The 17230-nt window shown below is 59.6% G+C and carries 9 protein-coding genes and 4 pseudogenes; 9 read left to right on the forward strand and 4 right to left on the reverse strand.

What is annotated here, in order from left to right; translation table 11 throughout:
• Window positions 1-9: 9 nt before the first annotated feature.
• The 4 genes and pseudogenes from X265_RS41690 to ald form a co-directional block, all read left to right on the forward strand.
• Window positions 10-738: pseudogene (locus X265_RS41690) on the forward strand (Mu transposase domain-containing protein); the annotation flags it as partial.
• An 831-nt stretch (window positions 739-1569) separates the two neighbouring features.
• Window positions 1570-2772, forward strand: a complete 1203-nt coding sequence (locus X265_RS36495; RefSeq protein ID WP_128929852.1) for a M20 family metallopeptidase — start codon at window positions 1570-1572, stop codon at window positions 2770-2772.
• 322 nt (window positions 2773-3094) lie between these two features.
• Window positions 3095-3862 (forward strand): M24 family metallopeptidase, encoded by a 768-nt coding sequence (locus X265_RS36500; RefSeq protein ID WP_232995624.1) that lies wholly within the window; start codon window positions 3095-3097, stop codon window positions 3860-3862.
• Window positions 3863-4731: 869 nt separating this feature from the next.
• Window positions 4732-5844 (forward strand): alanine dehydrogenase, encoded by a 1113-nt coding sequence (ald, locus tag X265_RS36505; protein ID WP_128929853.1) that lies wholly within the window; start codon window positions 4732-4734, stop codon window positions 5842-5844.
• A gap of 254 nt (window positions 5845-6098) precedes the next feature.
• Here the strand turns inward: ald and X265_RS36510 are convergent, their stop codons facing one another.
• Entirely contained in the window at window positions 6099-6575 is a 477-nt protein-coding gene (locus X265_RS36510) for an Lrp/AsnC family transcriptional regulator (protein ID WP_128929854.1), read from the reverse strand.
• Window positions 6576-6733: 158 nt separating this feature from the next.
• On the opposite strand from X265_RS36510, the gene X265_RS36515 reads away from it, so the two are divergent.
• From X265_RS36515 to X265_RS40895, 3 genes and pseudogenes are all read left to right on the forward strand, one after another.
• Entirely contained in the window at window positions 6734-8248 is a 1515-nt protein-coding gene (locus X265_RS36515) for an NAD-dependent succinate-semialdehyde dehydrogenase (protein WP_128929855.1), read from the forward strand.
• A 9-nt stretch (window positions 8249-8257) separates the two neighbouring features.
• Complete coding sequence (locus X265_RS36520; protein ID WP_128929856.1) at window positions 8258-9658, forward strand: aminotransferase; 1401 nt, start codon at window positions 8258-8260, stop codon at window positions 9656-9658.
• Between the two features lie 495 nt (window positions 9659-10153).
• Window positions 10154-10340, forward strand: a pseudogene (locus X265_RS40895) (IS66 family transposase zinc-finger binding domain-containing protein); the annotation flags it as partial.
• Between the two features lie 288 nt (window positions 10341-10628).
• Here the strand turns inward: X265_RS40895 and X265_RS41695 are convergent.
• Entirely contained in the window at window positions 10629-11093 is a 465-nt protein-coding gene (locus tag X265_RS41695; RefSeq protein ID WP_232995625.1) for a group II intron maturase-specific domain-containing protein, read from the reverse strand.
• A 623-nt stretch (window positions 11094-11716) separates the two neighbouring features.
• On the opposite strand from X265_RS41695, the gene X265_RS36530 reads away from it, so the two are divergent.
• Both X265_RS36530 and X265_RS36540 read left to right on the forward strand, forming a co-directional pair.
• Window positions 11717-13231: an ISNCY family transposase gene (locus X265_RS36530; RefSeq protein ID WP_128955117.1), complete on the forward strand. Its 1515-nt coding sequence runs from the start codon at window positions 11717-11719 to the stop codon at window positions 13229-13231.
• A gap of 883 nt (window positions 13232-14114) precedes the next feature.
• Window positions 14115-14980: pseudogene (locus X265_RS36540) on the forward strand (IS66 family transposase); the annotation flags it as partial.
• Between the two features lie 34 nt (window positions 14981-15014).
• On the opposite strand, the gene X265_RS36545 reads toward X265_RS36540, so the two are convergent.
• Window positions 15015-15605, reverse strand: a complete 591-nt coding sequence (locus tag X265_RS36545; RefSeq protein WP_128969528.1) for a UPF0149 family protein — start codon at window positions 15603-15605, stop codon at window positions 15015-15017.
• A 29-nt stretch (window positions 15606-15634) separates the two neighbouring features.
• A pseudogene (gene tnpC, locus X265_RS36550) lies at window positions 15635-17192 on the reverse strand (IS66 family transposase).
• Window positions 17193-17230: the final 38 nt, after the last annotated feature.

Raw genomic sequence — 17230 nt, forward strand, 5'->3', positions numbered from 1 at the left:
ATCGCGCGCTTCGTTGCGGTCATGGGCGCATCCAGCTTGTCATTCCCGCTAGCGACGTGGACCGAGCAGCTCGGCGACTGGATCGCGGGAAACGACGCGGCCTACAGCTTTTTTGGTGACGCGACGCAACTGCTGGTGCCCACAACGCCAAGATCGCGGTGATCGAGGCCTGCCTCTGTGACCCCATAGTCGACCGCAGCTACAGCGATATGGCGCAGCATTCCGGCACGGCCGCCTCGCCCGAGAGATAAGGCAAAGGTCGAGGCCTGCGGTGGGAATCATCGAGCGTTGGCTGCTGCGGCGGTTGCGCAACCGAACTTTTTACAGCCTGGCCGAACTCAACCGCGCGATCGCCTAGTGGCTGGCCAAGCTCAATGACGAACGGGTACTGCGTCAGTATGGCCGCATACGGCGCCAGCTTTCGAGGAAATTGATGCGCCAATTCTCAAACCGCTTCCGGGCCAGCCGTGGGTCCATGCCGAATGGCGGGTCGGGCTCGACTATCACGTCGAGATCGAACAACACCATATTCGGTGCCCTATCGCTTCGCCCGCCGCTGAGTTAGACTAGAAGCGCGGATCAGCGCACGAACGATTGAACCCTCCTTGGAGGCGAGCGTGCATATGCGTGGCAGTGGCAACGGGCGGCACACGACGATCAGCGCCACATGCCCTCCAGCCACCGGCGCTATGCGAGTGGACGCCGGCAAAGATCTGCAGGGAGGGAGGCCGGTCCGGCCCGATACTGCGCTAGTCGACCGGATCATCGAGGACCTGAAGCGAAAGATCTTAACCATGCCCGCCAACAGTTATACTGGCTGACTCGTTCTGCTCGCTACGAATTCATGAGAATCTCCGCAGCCAGCTCGCCGAGCGCCACGTCAGTCGTGGGCCGTAGCGGAGCGCTTTTGGTACAGCCAGCATACCCTGAGCGGAAAGCAGCGGATCGATGTAGGCTAGCGCACCTCCTATTGCGACATCCCGCACGATGAGGGTAAACGAGGTCACCGCGTAGATGCCCTCGCACGCGACGACCGTTCCAATGGCGTCCCGGATTTCCGCGCCTCATGTGCTCGGCTGTCCACAATACCGGCCGATGCCTCGCCTTGCGTGAAAGCCTGGAGCTGGGGTACGGAGCTGCGACGTGTCGCAATGATATTGTCATTTGCAGCCGCAATTATTTTGAAGGCCGGCGCCATATTTGCCCAAAGACCCACCATTTCCTTCGGCAGAGGCGCGAACGAGCAGCGCTGGAGCGGCCGATCGACTGGAGAGCATTCAGGGAGCAGGGCGCAGGCCTCGGATAGAGGATGACCAAAGAGCTGAGAAGCTGACGGCTCCGGGGCCGTGATGGTAGTCCCGATCGACAGGCGCGCCGTTAGCTTGTTTTGGTTGTGCAGGGCCTCTTCCGAGGCCCTGCGATCCGGCGCCCGCCAGGATCAGATGCTCTCAGATTGTGCGCATCGGACGACAACCTTGCAGCATTGCTGCGCGATAGCCACGCTAGTCGCTGCTCCCCGCCTACCCGACCTGCTACATTGACTCAAGCGTCAACTGGAAGGCCGCGAAGATGAAGAGGACTACAAACACAAGCGCAAACAATCTGCTTTCCAGTTCCGAAAAGGACGTGGTGATCGAAATGCGGCATGCTATGCATCGCGAGCCGGAGCTTTCCAACAACGAGTGGAAAACTCAACAGCGGATCCGCGAAACGCTTGAACGGTTTGGGCTGTTCGATGCGAAGACCTTTCACAAAACCGGCCTTTACGTCGACATCCACGGTTTAGCCTCCGGGCCGCAGCGCTCCGTCGCCATACGGGGCGACATCGATGCCTTGCCGATCCAGGAAACCCGGGACGACTTGTCCTATCAGTCCCGGGTCCCAGGTCATATGCATGCGTGCGGTCATGACCTGCATGCGTCGATCGCTATGGGTACCGCACTTGCGTTTCATCGGATGCGAGAGAGCTTTTCTGGCAAGCTTCGCGTGTTTTTCCAGCCCGCCGAGGAGGCGGAGCCACTCGGCGGACGATCAGTGGCTGAGCAGGGCCTGCTTAGCGGCTTCCACGCTGCTGTTGGGTTCCACGTCAAAACTGATTTGCCCGCGGGGATGTTCGGCGCACGCCCAGGCGCTGTGACACAATCCGCCGATCAGTTCGCGATCACACTTATCGGGACCATGGCCCACGGCGCGAGGCCGCATGCGGGCGTGGATGCAATTGCGATGGCCGGGGCATTCATCAATGAGGTCCAAAAGGTCGTGTCGCGGGAAATGCCCTTCGATGACGGGGCGATCGTCACAATCGGGACGATTGCAGGTGGCGAAGCCACAAATATCATTTGCCCGTCAGTTACGATGACCGGAACTATCAGAACAAGCCGTTGTGAGCGGAGAGAGCTCCTGGTTCAGCGCGTGCGAGAAATAGCTGAAGGGGTCGCGACGATGCACCGCGGGAAAGCGGAGTTCTCCCACAAATTCGGTGAACCGCCGGTCATTAACAACGACGTGATGGTTGACAGGTTTCGGCGGCTGGTGGTCGAGACCGTGGGCAAAGACAAGTTTTCCGACCTGAAGTCGTCGAGCGCAGGCGGCGGCAGCGACGATTTCGGATTCTACTCCGCGTGCGTGCCCTCGATCTACTTCTGGTTTGGCAGCAAGGAGCAAGGCAACGAGTCCGGCGTGCACACGCCAACTTTCGGAGCCTCGGACGATCTGCTCGTTCCGACAGCTGAGCTCGCGATCAGGTACTGCTTGGAGATGCTGAATTCGTAGCGGCGCCGATGTACGATCCCGCCACAAATGACACGAAAAGATCCGCCGGCCCGCCCTCGATCCACGCGAGAGAACGACCCACTCTTTCCAGAAGGAGTTTGCACATGGCAATGCCTAAGGCTTCGCAAGCATTCGCCCGCGGCGGGTATCTGCGGAGATTATCCGCCGTCAAGTCGGAGATAGAGCGGCGAAGGTCGAAGCGGTGGTCACGGCTCCGGCTAACATCATATATCTCTCCGGATACACTTCGAGGTCGGGCTATGTTCCGCGGGGGCTGGTCGTGACTTTAACGGATGAGTAGCCGACCTTCCTGACGCGCAGAATGGTCTGGCCGGCGGCGATCCATCAGATGTTTGTCGATCGCAGTCGTGTCACTGGTTATTCGGAGGCGCTCATCGCTACCCCGAACGGGAGGAGACCATCGACTTCATCTTGGACGATGGCGTCGGCCGCAAATGGACCGGTCTGGAAGAACGGCTCTTGCCCGCTGACAGTTAAGAAGTTCAAATCTCGCTCGACAGGCGCGAACATCGTCTACTGCACTAACGCCGTGACCCGGATCCGCGGCGTGAAATCGGACTCGGAATTCGCGATGATGCGGGAAGCTACCGCTATTTCCGACGCCGGCATGCTCAAAGCGAGAGACGTTATCCGCTCAGGCGCGCGCGAGGCCAATGAATCCGCCGAGGTCATTGCAACATTGGTGCGCAGCGCTAACGGCAAGCCCAGCACGGATTTTGCGGGCCTCTTCTTTGCGCTGCGCACGCATCTCCACGTGTCACATTCGCTGGACCGAAGACGTCTTCCAGACGGGCTCGCAGAGCAATTTCGAGTTCAGCGGCGGGCGTCATGGCTAGACCTCTCCGCTGATGCGCACGATGTCGCGATCGGTAAGCCGTCGGATCACATACGCCGGTTGCATGAAGGGAACGTTGCCAGGTTGGAAGCTGCACTTGCCGCCGCCAAACCCGGCAGGACCTGCAGCGACGTCGCCATAGCTTTCAACTCCAACTTGAAAACGCGATGGCTTGGTGAAGGAGTCTCGGTGCGGCTACGCCGTCGCGATAGATTGGACGGAACCTACAGCTAGCTTGAAGGACGGCGATAACACGGTCCTCAAGCCGAATACGACATTTCACCTCATGCTTGAAAACTGGATCGATGAAGACGTGGTTATGTGATCAGCGAAACCTTCCGCATACCGACGTTGCAGGTGAACCATTCACGAAGTTGCCGCGCGAGCTATTCGAACTCTGACGCGCAATCCGCTGCGGCCTCAGCGATTCCAGGCCTGCCGCTAGTGCGTTAAGGTCTCTCAAAGGAGAACAATGGGCCACTCTCGCTCGCAGCACTCGCCTTCTTGCACGAGGACACCGGTTTTCAACACTAGGCGTCCGCAGATAGGTGGCCCGGTCGCGGTGCTGATTGCGCCGAGCCGTAGTCCATCGCAATATCCCGGGCTCGCGCCTGCGCTCGTCATCACCAAGACCGAAGGTGGACGCGATCGTCACAATCGGAAAGGCCGCTTTCGAGCGATCATTGACAGCCGCTCCATGATGCTCACAATCTCTGAGCGTATCGTTGCCATTCGATCGGCGAGCCCTGGCGGCATGCGCGCGTTGCTGGGCAACTGTTCCGCCATAAATATCCGCCGGGATTCATGCAGCTTTTGCGTGGAGCGGGACAGAGGGGATGTTTCGCCCAGAGCCCCGTGGAGGAACCGAAGGCCGTTAAATACGTGAAAATCGCTGTGCGAAACTTCCTTTGGATCGATGTGTCGGCTGCCACTGTGCCGATTGCGGCGCCAGGAATAGCAAACCATCACCATCTCGCGCACTCTGCTGGAATTGTGCGCAAGAACGCCGAGGTTGCTGAATTTCTGCGTCGTTCGCCGGTCCCTTCTCAATTTCACCGCGTGGTTCCGATTAGAAGTGGTTCAGCAAAAGCGGAGATTGCAAGATGCAAGTCGGTGTTCCCAAGGAAATCAAAACACACGAATATCGCGTGGGCCTGACCCCTGGAGCTGTCCGGGAATATGTGGCTGCCGGCCACCAAGTATTGGTGGAGGCCAATGCCGGCGCTGGCATCGGGGCAAGCGACGAGGAATACCGGAAGGCCGGTGCAACAATCGCCGCGGCTGCTCGGGAGGTGTTTGCATCGAGCGAGATGGTAGTCAAGGTCAAGGAGCCGCAGCCGTCCGAATGGGTCCAGCTCCGAGAGAATCAGATCCTCTTCACCTATCTGCATCTGGCGCCCGATCCGGAGCAGGCAAAAGGACTGCTGAAATCGGGTTGCACAGCGATCGCCTATGAAACCGTCACCGACTCGAACGGGGGCTTGCCGTTGCTTGCGCCAATGAGCGAAGTCGCGGGCCGGCTCACGATCGAGGCTGCCGGCGCGGCCCTAAAACGGTACAGCGGCGGGCGGGGGTTATTGATCGGCGGCGTGCCTGGCGTTCAGCCCGCTCGTATCGTTGTCATCGGTGGCGGTGTCGTCGGTACGCATGCCGCCCGAATGGCAGCCGGTTTGGGTGCGGAAGTCACCGTCATCGACCGTTCGATCAACCGCCTTCGCGAACTGGACGAGCTATTCGAGGGCCGCGTCCGCACCAGGTACTCGACCATCGACAGCGTTGAAGAGGAAGTCTCTGCCGCAGACGTCGTTATTGGCGCCGTGCTCGTCCCAGGAGCCAGTGCACCGAAGCTGGTGTCGCGCAAGATGCTGAGCTCGATGAAGCAAGGCTCTGTGGTCGTTGACGTCGCGATCGATCAAGGCGGTTGCTTTGAGACGTCGCGTGCCACCACCCATGCTGATCCAACCTACGAAGTCGACGGCGTGATCCACTATTGCGTTGCCAACATGCCCGGTGCAGTCCCGCTTACCTCAAGTCAGGCCCTCAACAACGCAACTTTGCCTTTTGGCTTGGCTTTGGCAAACAAGGGCTTTGCGGCCGTGCTTGAAAATCCGCACTTGCGCGCTGGCCTGAACGTCTATCGGGGCCGGTTGACCTACAAGGCAGTGGCAGAGAGTCTCGGCCTACCATTTTCACCGATCGAACAGGCTGCGGCCTGATCTCCCAGGCCCCCTAGGGGCGTTTCCTCCCTAACTTGAAGGGGCCACCCTTGGAGTGGCCCCTCCTTTTTTTGCTTTCAAGCACCATTCTGGCACGTAATTCGACCAAGCCCACTGGGGCGAGTTCGTTAGGCCTGTTTTGGGTTGAAGAGGATTGTGAGAAGTCAGAATTGTCAGAGCTTTCGGTATGGTTCTCATTCTTTCACGAGTGCTCAAAACAGCTGGACCGTCGGGACGTCGCGATCAAAGATCGCTTATCTGTCCGGTGGCATTTCGATTGGAACTGCAAACCCCGATTTTACGCGGTCCATGATGACCATGGTTTTGAACCCCTTAATATCGGGGTTCTCGTAAAAGAAGCGTCTGGTGAAAAGCTCGTAGTCCTCCATCGTGCGAGCCGTTATGTACAGAACGAAGTCTGCATCGCCCGTGACATAGAAGCCATTTACGACTTCACTCGACGTTTTGATGGCCTTCTTGAATTTGTCGATGATATCGGAGCGCTCCCGCTCGAGATTCACGAGGACAAGCATCTGAATCGGCCTTCCCACTGCTCTTGCCGAGACGATGGACACATCCGACTCAATGATTCCTTCCGAACGGAGCCTCTTCAACCTTCTCTGACACGCCGTGGGGGAAAGCCCCGCCATTTCGCCAATGACCTCGGACGTGAGGCGATTGTTTTTTTGCACGATCTCCAGGATGCGTGCATCTATCCGATCGTAACGCATAGCGGTTGTCTCCAGCCCTAAGCTGCGTTTCGTCGCAAGGCATCAATGCTTTGCAGGAATTCATCCCGCGCACCGAAAATGCGACGCAAATCTGTTTGCGTCACTAGTATCCTGATTACTCCAGCAATTTCAATAAGTGACGGCGCGGGAGTTTCAAAATGGGTGTTCAAGGCTTTCGGCACAGACGCCCGGAGTGGGGTGGCCTCGCTATGCGGCACCTTCGAACTCTCAGACGACGAGACTTTTTAGCGGGGGCAGCGTTCATCGACGGCAAGTGGACGGACGGCGGGCAGAAGGACGCGGTTGTCGACCCCGCGACGGGGGAGGAAATCGCGGAAGCTGCCCGTTGCTCGGCGGCCGACATGGAGCTGGCAATCGGAGCAGCAGAGAAGTCGTTTGTTGCATGGAGGCGTCTGCTGCCCACCGAGCGAGGAGTGATCCTCAAATCTTGGGCGTCCCTGATCCGCGGCCATTCAGAGGATCTCGCCGTTCTTATGACCAGCGAGCAAGGAAAGCCTCTGGCGGAGGCACGCTACGAGATCACATATGGCGCGGGCTTTCTGGAATGGTTTGCCGCTGAAGGCGAGCGCACCTATGGCGAGACCATTCCGAGTCACAAAGCGGGAAGCCTGCTTCATGTGCGAATGCAGCCAATCGGTGTTGCGGCGGCGATCACGCCATGGAATTTTCCAATCGCGATGATCACGAGAAAGGCGGGAGCTGCTCTTGCCGCGGGCTGCCCGATCGTCGTGAAGCCGGCTCCCGAGACGCCATTGTCGGCCCTTGCCCTGGCTAGGTTGGCCGAAGAAGCTGGTATTCCGCGTGGCGTATTTCAGGTGCTTGTCGGTGATTCAATCGAGCTTTCGAAACCACTGTTGCGCGATACGAGGGTGCGAGCTCTTTCGTTTACTGGTTCTACCGAAGTTGGGCGCCTGCTTCTGGCAGAGGCGGCACAAACCGTGAAGAAAGTGTCGCTTGAGCTGGGGGGCCACGCTCCGTGCATCATCTTTGACGACGTCGATGTCGACAAGGCGGTTAAGGGAGCGATGGACGCAAAGTTCACCACTTCGGGCCAGGACTGTCTCGCCGCCAATCGCATCTACGTGCATAGAAAGATCTACCGCGCCTTCGTCGAGGCGTTTGCCACCCCTATTTCTCAGCTCAGAGTCGGGCACGGCCTGGAAACGACAACTGATATAGGGCCGATGACAAAGCTGTCGGTTGCCAACAAATGCAGGGCCCACATCGACGACGCCGCAAAAAAGGGGGCGCGGGTGTTTTGCGCCGACAAGGGCGCAAGTTTGGGTGCAAACTTCGTTCCTCCGACGTTGCTCAGCGATGTCACCGACCACATGCTGATCACGCATGAAGAAACCTTCGGGCCGGTTGCTGCCGTGCTCCCGTTCGATTCTGAGGCGGAGGTTGTATCCAGGGCGAACGCCAGCGAAATGGGGCTGGCTGGATACATCTACACAAACAACCTTCGCCGGGCGCTCCGCCTTTCTGAGCAGATCGAGTGCGGCATGCTCGGAATCAATACAGCTTCCTTTACTGGACCGCCCATTCCGTTCGGAGGCTGGAAGCAGTCCGGACTCGGACGAGAAGGGTCGAAGCACGGTTTAGCAGAGTACATGGAACACAAATACGTCTGTTTCGGCGATTTGGCGGCATAGGAGAACTATATGATTGATATCAAGACCATCGCTGAGCGAGATCGTTCCAGTGTTCTGCATCCCTTCACGCAGCTGAAGGATTTCGCGAGCGGCAAGCTTGGCGATCCCACAATCGTCACAGGTGGTAAAGGGATATCCATTCGGGATGCGGAGGGCCGAACATACATCGATGGCTTTGCCGGTCTCTACTGTGTCAATATCGGCTATGGGCGTACCGAAGTTGCCGAGGCCATCGCAAGGCAGGCCTATCAGCTCGCATATTACCACACGTACGCTGCTCACACGACCGAAGAGCTCGCAAAGCTTTCGCATCGCCTCGTGCAAATGGCACCGGGAAACGCCAGCAAAGTCTTCTACGGACTTTCCGGATCGGATGCCAACGAAACTCAGGCCAAGCTCGTCTGGTATTACAACAATCTGCGTGGTCAGCCGAAGAAGAAGAAGATCATCTCTCGCGAGCGCGGTTATCACGGGTGCTCGGTCATTTCTGGATCAATGACGGGAATGTCGTTCTATCACGATCAAATGGACCTTCCGTTTCCGGGTATTCTGCACACAGGCACTCCCCACCATTATTGGGGCGCTGAGCACGGGGAATCGGAGGAGGCCTTTTCTCGTCGGCGTGCGGCCGAACTCGAAGAGCTAATTGTGCGGGAGGGCGCGGAAACGGTCGGCGCGTTTATTGCCGAGCCTGTCCTTGGTACCGGAGGCATCACACCGCCGCCCAGCGGGTATTGGCGGGAGATTCAGGCCGTACTCAGGCGGTATGACGTTCTTCTCATCGCCGATGAGGTGATCTGTGGATTCGGGCGAACCGGGGCCGACTTTGGCAGTACTCTATACGGGATGGAGCCGGATCTCGTAACGGTCGCCAAGGGGCTCACCTCGGGCTACATGCCGCTCTCGGCAGCCATCGTGGGGGAGAAGGTTTACTCTGTTATGGAGGGGGCCGCCGATCGCGTTGGCGCATTCTCACACGGTTACACCTACTCGGGTCATCCGATCGCTGCCGCCGCCGCCAACGCAGTGCTCGATATCGTTGAAAAGGAGCAGCTCAGCAATCGCGCCAGGGTGGTCGGCGCGCACTTTCAAAAGCGGCTTAAGGAAAGGTTCGCTCAATTGGAGATCGCTGGCGAAGTTCGCGGCGTCGGCTTGCTCGGCGCTATCGAGTTTGTCGCGGACCGTCACACGAAGCGACGGTTCGACGCCCAGCTCAAAGTCGGCGCCCGCATCTCGAAGGCTGCTCGCGAGCGGGGACTTATTGCTCGGGCAATGCCGCATGGCGATATTCTGGGTTTTGCTCCGCCTCTTGTCGTCTCGGAAGGCGAGATTGATGAGATTGTCGAGCTTGCCTATCAGGCAACCAGGCAAGTCATTGACGAACTCGCCAGGGAGCCCGCAAGCGTTTAGAAACTCCGCATTCCACGCCCGGCACGTGTCGCACATCGGGCGCGCTTCATGAGTGAAGGTCATCCTCACCGTGAGGCGACCCGATCCGTTCTGAGCTAACTCAAGTAGCACCGGGCCGCCGCGGCAAATGCCCAGTTACACGGACTTTGTCAATCCTAGGAACTACGTCCGAATGGGGCAGGTCGCGCGCCCTAACGACCCAATGGTGGTGCGGAAGGTGCTGGCAAACGCGAGCGGAGAGATCTTCTCGCCCTTCGACTGGGCGCAAGCCATTTATCGCACCTCTGGCGGCGGTGGCCCTTCAGTTCATCTGAAGAAGGAGAGCAGGTGACTCTGTGGTATTCCTCCGTTGCGGGCCGTCTTGTTTGACGGACGCGAACGCTGCAGGTCCTACGGGTAATCCTGGGAGAAGCACTATGCCGATTTCGAGGGGCGGAGGTGATCACATCGGCCGAGCGGCGGCGCCGGTGGTCGCAGGATGAGAAGGAACGGCTTGTTGCAGCACTGGGCGAGGATGTGACCGAGACGTTGGGAGATCCCGCGCCGGTTCAAGGTCATCGAGACCGTGCGAGAGAAGTTCACTTGCCGCGATTGCGAGAAGATCAGCCAGCCGCCGGCACCGTTCCATGCCACGCCGCGCGGCTTCATCGGTCCGCAATTGCTGGCGACGATCCTGTTCGACAGTGGGGTCGAGGACTGGCGCGCCGCTTAACCAGTTTTCCCGGTCATGCACGTTTCCAGCCCCCGCCACATCGCACGCAGCATGCAGATTTCCCGCACTACGCGCTCCCATTTGCTTCATGACAAGGCTTATGGACCTATCATGTTGGAGCAGCTTTTACTTCGGCGGCACTCGCCCGGTAGCCGTTGAACAGCTTCAAGGTGTCGTACAGCCACGAGTTACTCCACTGCTTCCAGCCGAAGCCCTTTTGTTTCCGTGCCTTCGCCAGATGGCGTCTGACCTTCCTCTCTACCCAGTCTCTGATGTAGGGAAGCATTTACTGGAATCGCCTATCCGGAAGTAGTTTACCCATCCTCGGAGCTTTGGATTGATCAGGCTTATCACCCGACTAATCGGTTGCGACCGATAGCTGCCAAACACTTCCTTGAGCCCCCGCAGAAGCGCCGTCCGCTTTTTGAGCTTGGGCGTGTAATACGGCCGCATCACTCCGCGCAGACTGCGGAGATAGCGGAAGTCGATTCCCAGGAAGCCGAAGCTCTCGCCTCGGGCCAGGTCAACTATGCGACTCTTCTCATCATTCACCTCAACCTGTAACTTGGCGAACTCCTCCCGCAAGCGCTTGTTTATAGCGCCGAGCAGCCAGTCATGTCGCTGGTGGGCATAGATCAAGACAACCATATCGTCAGCAAAACGTGCATATTCGATATTGGTGTACTTGCCGCGACGTGTAACTTCACGTGCTCGCTCCAGCATCTTGTCCACCTCATTGAGGTAGAGGTTACTGAGCAAGGGTGAAAATTACGCCGCCTTGCGGAACGCCTTTCTTGCCAGAAGCTTTCAGCACAAGCCGCAGAAGATGCATGACGTCCCCATCATCAACCCGCAGGGCTACCTTCTCCAGAATCCGATCATGCCGGACGTTGTCGAAGTAGGCCCGCAAATCAAGATCGAGAACCCGCGTCTTCCGCTCAGCTATTGCTTTAGCAACTCGCTTGATCGCTTCATGTGTTGTCCGCTTGGGAACGATCCCGGTTGGAAATCCGCCTCGAATACAGGTTCGAGTATGAGCTTGAGCGCCCCTGTACCTCTCTGTCGCGGATAGCCGGAATCGACAGAACGCGGACCTTGGAGCCCCCGTCCTTCGGTATTTCCCGCTTCCTTGATGGAAGTGGCTTATAAGTGCGCTCGATCAGTTCGTCTCGTAATTGCTCGAGCAGAGACTCCACGCCTCGCGCTTCGATGGCTTCGAACGTCACCCCGTTATAGCGCGACAATCAGGATGAGAGCGCGCATTGCCTCGCCTTAATTGTTACCGGATGCTGAGCCGTTGCCTCACGTAAATTGCTCCCCTGGATCGGGAACAAGCGGGGGCGCAGATGGGGTGGCTGAGCATGGCAACGCGGAAGGAACTGACGGCGGCGGCGGGCGCGCGCTATCGGCGTTCGGATCGTGCGAAGAAGGCGCGGATATTAGACGAGTTCGTCGACATCACCGGATTCCATCGCAAACATGCGATGCGTCTACTTCGAGGCCAGGAAGACGTAAGCGCAGGCCGACGGGCGCGACGTCGGATCTATAATGAGGCGGAACACAACGCGCTCTTGCTGCTTTGGGAGGCGTCAGACCGGATCTGCGGGAAGCGGCTGAAGGCGTTAATGCCTGCGCTGATTGAAGCGATGGAACGGCACGGCCACCTCGACCTTGCTCCCGAGATCCGCGACAAACTTTTGGCAATGAGTGCTGCGACGATCGACCGCGCGTTGGCACGGGTCCGAGAAGGATTAGGTCGCAAGCGCCGACGGCACGCGACGCACTCGTTGCGTCGCAGTATTCCAATACGGACGTCGGCAGATTGGAACGATCCGGCGCCGGGGTTCGTCGAGGCTGACCTTGTAGCGCATAGCGGTCTATCGGCGCGCGGCAGCTTCATCCAGACCCTCGTGCTCACCGACATTGCTACCGGCTGGACGGAGTGCGCTCCTCTGATCGTGCGCGAACAAACACTGTTGAGCACGGTGTTGACGGAATTGCGCAAACAATTGCCTTTTGCGCTGATCGGCCTCGATACGGACAATGATACGGTGTTCATGAATGAGACGCTGAAAGCCTACTGCGATGCGGCCAACATCGTCTTCACGCGTTGCCGGCCCTACCGGAAGAACGACCAGGCGTTCGTCGAGCAGAAGAACGGTGCCGTCGTGCGCAGGATGGTCGGCTATCGTCGGCTCGAGGGCCTGGAAGCGGCCAAGCTGCTGGCTGAACTCTATCGATCGGCGCGGCTGTTCGTGAACTTCTTCCAACCCTCATTCAAACTGATGGCCAAGCAGCGCGACGGTGCTCGTGTGCGTAAGACATACAGCGCACCGGCAACGCCACACCAGCGCTTGGCCGCCGACGCCCGCACGCCCGATGCGATTCGTCACCATCTCCAAGAAATCTATGCCGCTCTCGACCCGGTCGCGTTGTTGCGCGACATCCGCGGCGCGCAGGAACGCCTCGCGGCGCTCGCTGATACGCAGCCAATCGCCCATCCTGCTGCGGCATCGCAACCGATCGATCTCTTCCTGGCAAGCCTACGAACCGCCTGGAAAGACGGAGCTATGCGACCGACGGATCGGCCAATCGTGAAAGCGAAAAGAGGCCGGCGGCGTCCCGACCCGCTCATCCGGGCAACGCTAGATTTGCGAAAATGGTTTGAAGCCGAGCCTTGGCGGACTGGTAGCGAACTGCTCTCCCGGTTGCAGGCGGAATATCCTGGAGCCTATCCGAACAAGCTTCTTCGAACGCTTCAGCGTAGGCTTAAATCCTGGCGCAGCGAGCAAGCGAACGCGTTGTTGTTCGTTCCTACGGAGGAAACGCTGCTGGGGCATGAGGTCACAACAACCCAATGATGTGGCAGACGCCAGCGGAGGAGGCCGGGCGCTCCGAAACCCCGGCCATCTCCGCACCCGGCCTCCTCCTCAACCCAAGCCGGGAGCAAAATAAATGAGGCAACCGATCGCACTCGGGAGCATCGATAGGTGAGGCAATACGGAGTCTCACCCTGATCGCCGCCGCGCACCCCGTCTATTCCCGGTGCGCCGTCGTTTTCTTTCGCCATCTCATACGCTGCGCGCAGGGTCTCCATCTTGCACACGTGGACGTATAGACCCCAGAAACGCCAGGACGGTTCAGCCTTCGCCTTGACGTATAGTCTCCGCCTCAGGTCTTGCAAATCGATGGACGCCTTTATCATCTCGTCCTTGCCTTCCTTACGTTAGAGACATCACAAATGGCAGGGACCCTTTGCTCCACGGGAGTTACTCCGCTTCATCGCTACTCCAGTCCCGGCCGCCACCTTCTCATCTTCGGTCGATTTCCCGGGATCTCCGGTTATACGACCTACCTTCTTCCGGCGATTTCTCTCCGGGATGAAGGCTTCTCCAGTTGCTCGGCATGTCCTTGTCACCGTGCTGTCGCTTTCACCCCGCCGAAATGACCCGTCGTGTCAGTTAGCATTCGATGGATCATGCTGCCTTCGCCCCTAAACTGCAGGCTCGACTTTCGGTTTTCAGCATTTTCGAGGCCACAACGCGTTCTCTTTTGATACGGCCCGATGACTCGTGGTCTCCCCAAGGGAGTTTTGTCGATAGGCTTCAAAGGTTCTATTTCTATCTCCTCTGCTACCCACACTACGGGGAGCTAACTTTTTCCCCGGCAGGACTTACTCCTGCTGAACATGCCAGCCTTCGCTGGACGCACAGTTCGGCATGCATATCCCGCTCAACCAAGTGCGAGAGGATCGACCTGCCATTGTCGACGCTCGCTGACCAGGTCGGCCACGGAACCTTCGCCATCATGCCGCTCTTCCAGCTGATCGAGCGTCATGTACTCGCAGTCGAGCGCCTTCATGGCGACGACACCACCATCCGCGTCCTGGCGAAGGGCAAGTGCACGACCCGCCGGAGCTGGAGTTATGGGCGGGATGACCGGCCCTTCGGTGGGCCGGCGCCGCCGGCTGCGGTCTATTACGCCTCACCCGACCGGCGAGGCCAGCATCCCCAGAGGCATCTGGCCGCCTTCGCCGGCATCCTGCAAGCCGATTGCTATAGCGGCTTCGAGCCGTTGTTCGACCCGCAAAGGAAAGCGATGCCGATCACGCCGGCATTCTGCTTCGCGCATGCGCGGCGGGGCTTCTTCGAGTTGGCCGATATCGAGAAGAACGCCAGGGTAGGCAGCAAGGGTAAACCAGCTCCCCGATCGCGCTAAGCCGCTGCTCGACGACATGCACGCCTGGCTGCTGCGCGAGCGAGAAACCCTCTCGCGCTCCTCCGAGGTCCTGAAGCCCACGAATTACATGCCAGGCGCTGAGCCGACTTTGCCCGCTTCCTCGACGATGGCAGGATCTGCCTCAGCAACAACGCCGCCAAAAGAGCGTTGCGCGGCATCGCCTTGGGAAGGCGCAATTGGACCTTCGCCGGCAGCCTGCGCGGCGCCGAACGCGCCGCCATCATGCTGACGATGATCACCACCTGTCGTCTTAACGATGTCGATCCCAAAGCCCGGCTCTCCGACGTCCTCGCCCGGATCGCCGATCTTCCCGCTTCGCGTCTGCGCGAACTGCTGCCTGGGAATGGAAGCTCCCGCGCCAAGCCGACTAACTGTAACCGGCATGAGCTCCCACGACCGCAGTGATCATTGAGCGCGGGCGTAGCGGATCGGCATCCAGTATTGCCGCAAGGCTTCGACCGCCGCGGGAATATCGGCGTGGGCGTTACGCAGAAATTTCTTGGTCTCGCGGCCGCTTCGTGGTGGTCCAAGCAGCGGTCGGCCCTGATCGTCGCGACAGTGCAGCAGGATAGGTAGAAGTAGGCCGTGATTGACGTTGCCGGTGTCCAGCAACGGTGCCCACGCCAATAGCTTGAGCCGCATCGCGGCGTAGAAGCCTTGGCACCATGGTCGCGGATCCACGTCTCCACTGGGTTTACGCCGGTGCATCGGCGCGAACCTGTCGGGTGCGGTCGAGAGGGTGTTGCTGATGTCGTTGTGACGCAGGGCGACAGCCGATATGGCTGCAAACTCCGGGGTGCCGCTGTGGTTGAAGGCATCGGCATCGATGGCGAGCAGCGGGCAGATCCAGTCGAGTGGGCTCATCGACACCGGTCCGGCCACGATTGCGGCGACGTAGCCGTCGAGCATGGGGAGATTGGTGGCGGCAGGTTGCTGATCGACCCGAGCCTGCAGCCATCGCTCGAGCTCCTCAAGTGGCATCTCGGCTGCGGCCATTGACGACGCTGCTTTATGACGACGCGGGCTCATGCCGCGGCCTGTGCGGTGCGCTGGCGCGCCGCCTTCCAGTGCCAGGCGAGCAGTTCGTGCAGTTGATGGCTCTTGGTTCCACCGGAGACGATGCGCTCCAGCACGTCGGTCAGATAGGCTTGCGGATCGAGCTCATGGAGCTTTGCGGTGTTCACGAGCGACGCGAGGATGGCCCAGCTCTCGGCACCACCTTCGCTACCGCTGAACAAGGCGTTGCGTCTTCCCATGGCAATCGGGCGCATGGAACGCTCGACCGTGTTGGAATCGACCTCGACGCGGCCGTCGCTGAGAAACAGCGTCAGTCCGTCCCAGTGATTGAGCGCATAGTTGATCGCCTCTGTCAGCTTCGATTGGGAAAACAGCTGACCTACCATCTCAATCAGTCGCGCATTGAGCGCCACCATCAACGGGGCGCTCCTGGTGCGGCGGGCGGCCAGCCGCTGCTCCGCACTGCTGCCGCGGATCTCTGCCTCGATCGCATAGACCGCCTGCAGCCGTTCAATCACGTCGCGCGCGAATGGCGACTGCGTGGACTTGTACACCTCGACGAATTTGCGTCGAGCATGGGCGAGACAAAAGGCGAGCTGGATCGCGCCGCCATGACGGCGGGCCAGCGCCTTGTAGGCGGCATAACCGTCCACCTGCAGAACGCCGCAAAAGCCCATCAACTGTCCGGCGATCTCCTCGGTGCCGCGGCCGTCGGCGAATACGTAGGTAACCGCCGGCGGCGAGGGGCCACCCCATGGCCGGTCATCCATAGCATGCGCCCAGAACTGGCAGATGCGGGGACGATGTCGTCCTGGATCAAGCACCGGCATCGGCGTCTCGTCGCAGAACACGCGCGGCGCAGCCTGAATGATCCGCAGCTGCAGCTCATAAAGGCTCCTGAGCCACAAGGCGGTACGTTTGACCCAACCGCGAGTGTCGCGCGGTCAAGATGGATGCCGTGGCCGGCCAGGATCTGAACTTGCCGGTACAGCGGCAAATACCGGGCGAACTTCGAGACCACCACATGGCTCACGAGGGCCGTCGACGCCATGCCGCCCTCAATCAGGCGCGGCAGCACTTTGGCTTGGACCACGCCATCGGTGCAGCCGCGGCAGCCGTATTTGGGACGGATCGTGCGCAGCACGCGCAGGAGCGCCGGGATCACTCCAACACCTCGCTGACGTCCTCGCCGATCTTGTGAAGCTGGCCCTGGCAGCACGGGCAGGCCGTCACCTCCGGCTCCAGGACCTGCTCACAGCGCGGCAGATGCTTGGGCAACGCGCCGATGTTGCGGCGCGCCTTCTTACGTAGCTTATCGGACGGCTTCACCGCAGGTGCATCGTCGTTGGCAGCTGCCGGCGGCGTGACACTGGTCTCAAGATCGTCAAGCTCAAGCTCAAGCTGCTCGGCCACGAGCGTGGCAAGCCGTTCCGAGCGCTTCCCGAAGATCATCTCCTTGAGCGTCTGCATCGCAACACGCAGCTTCTCGTTCTCGGCGTCGAGCGCGAGCACCATCTCTGTTAGAGCGGCGGGATCAGTCGAGAGGACGTCCGGGCGAATCGCCATAAATGGACCATACATCCGCGCGGCGCAGGCTCCAGCGA

Origin of the sequence: Bradyrhizobium guangdongense, from assembly GCF_004114975.1 — a bacterium.
Lineage (GTDB): Bacteria > Pseudomonadota > Alphaproteobacteria > Rhizobiales > Xanthobacteraceae > Bradyrhizobium > Bradyrhizobium guangdongense.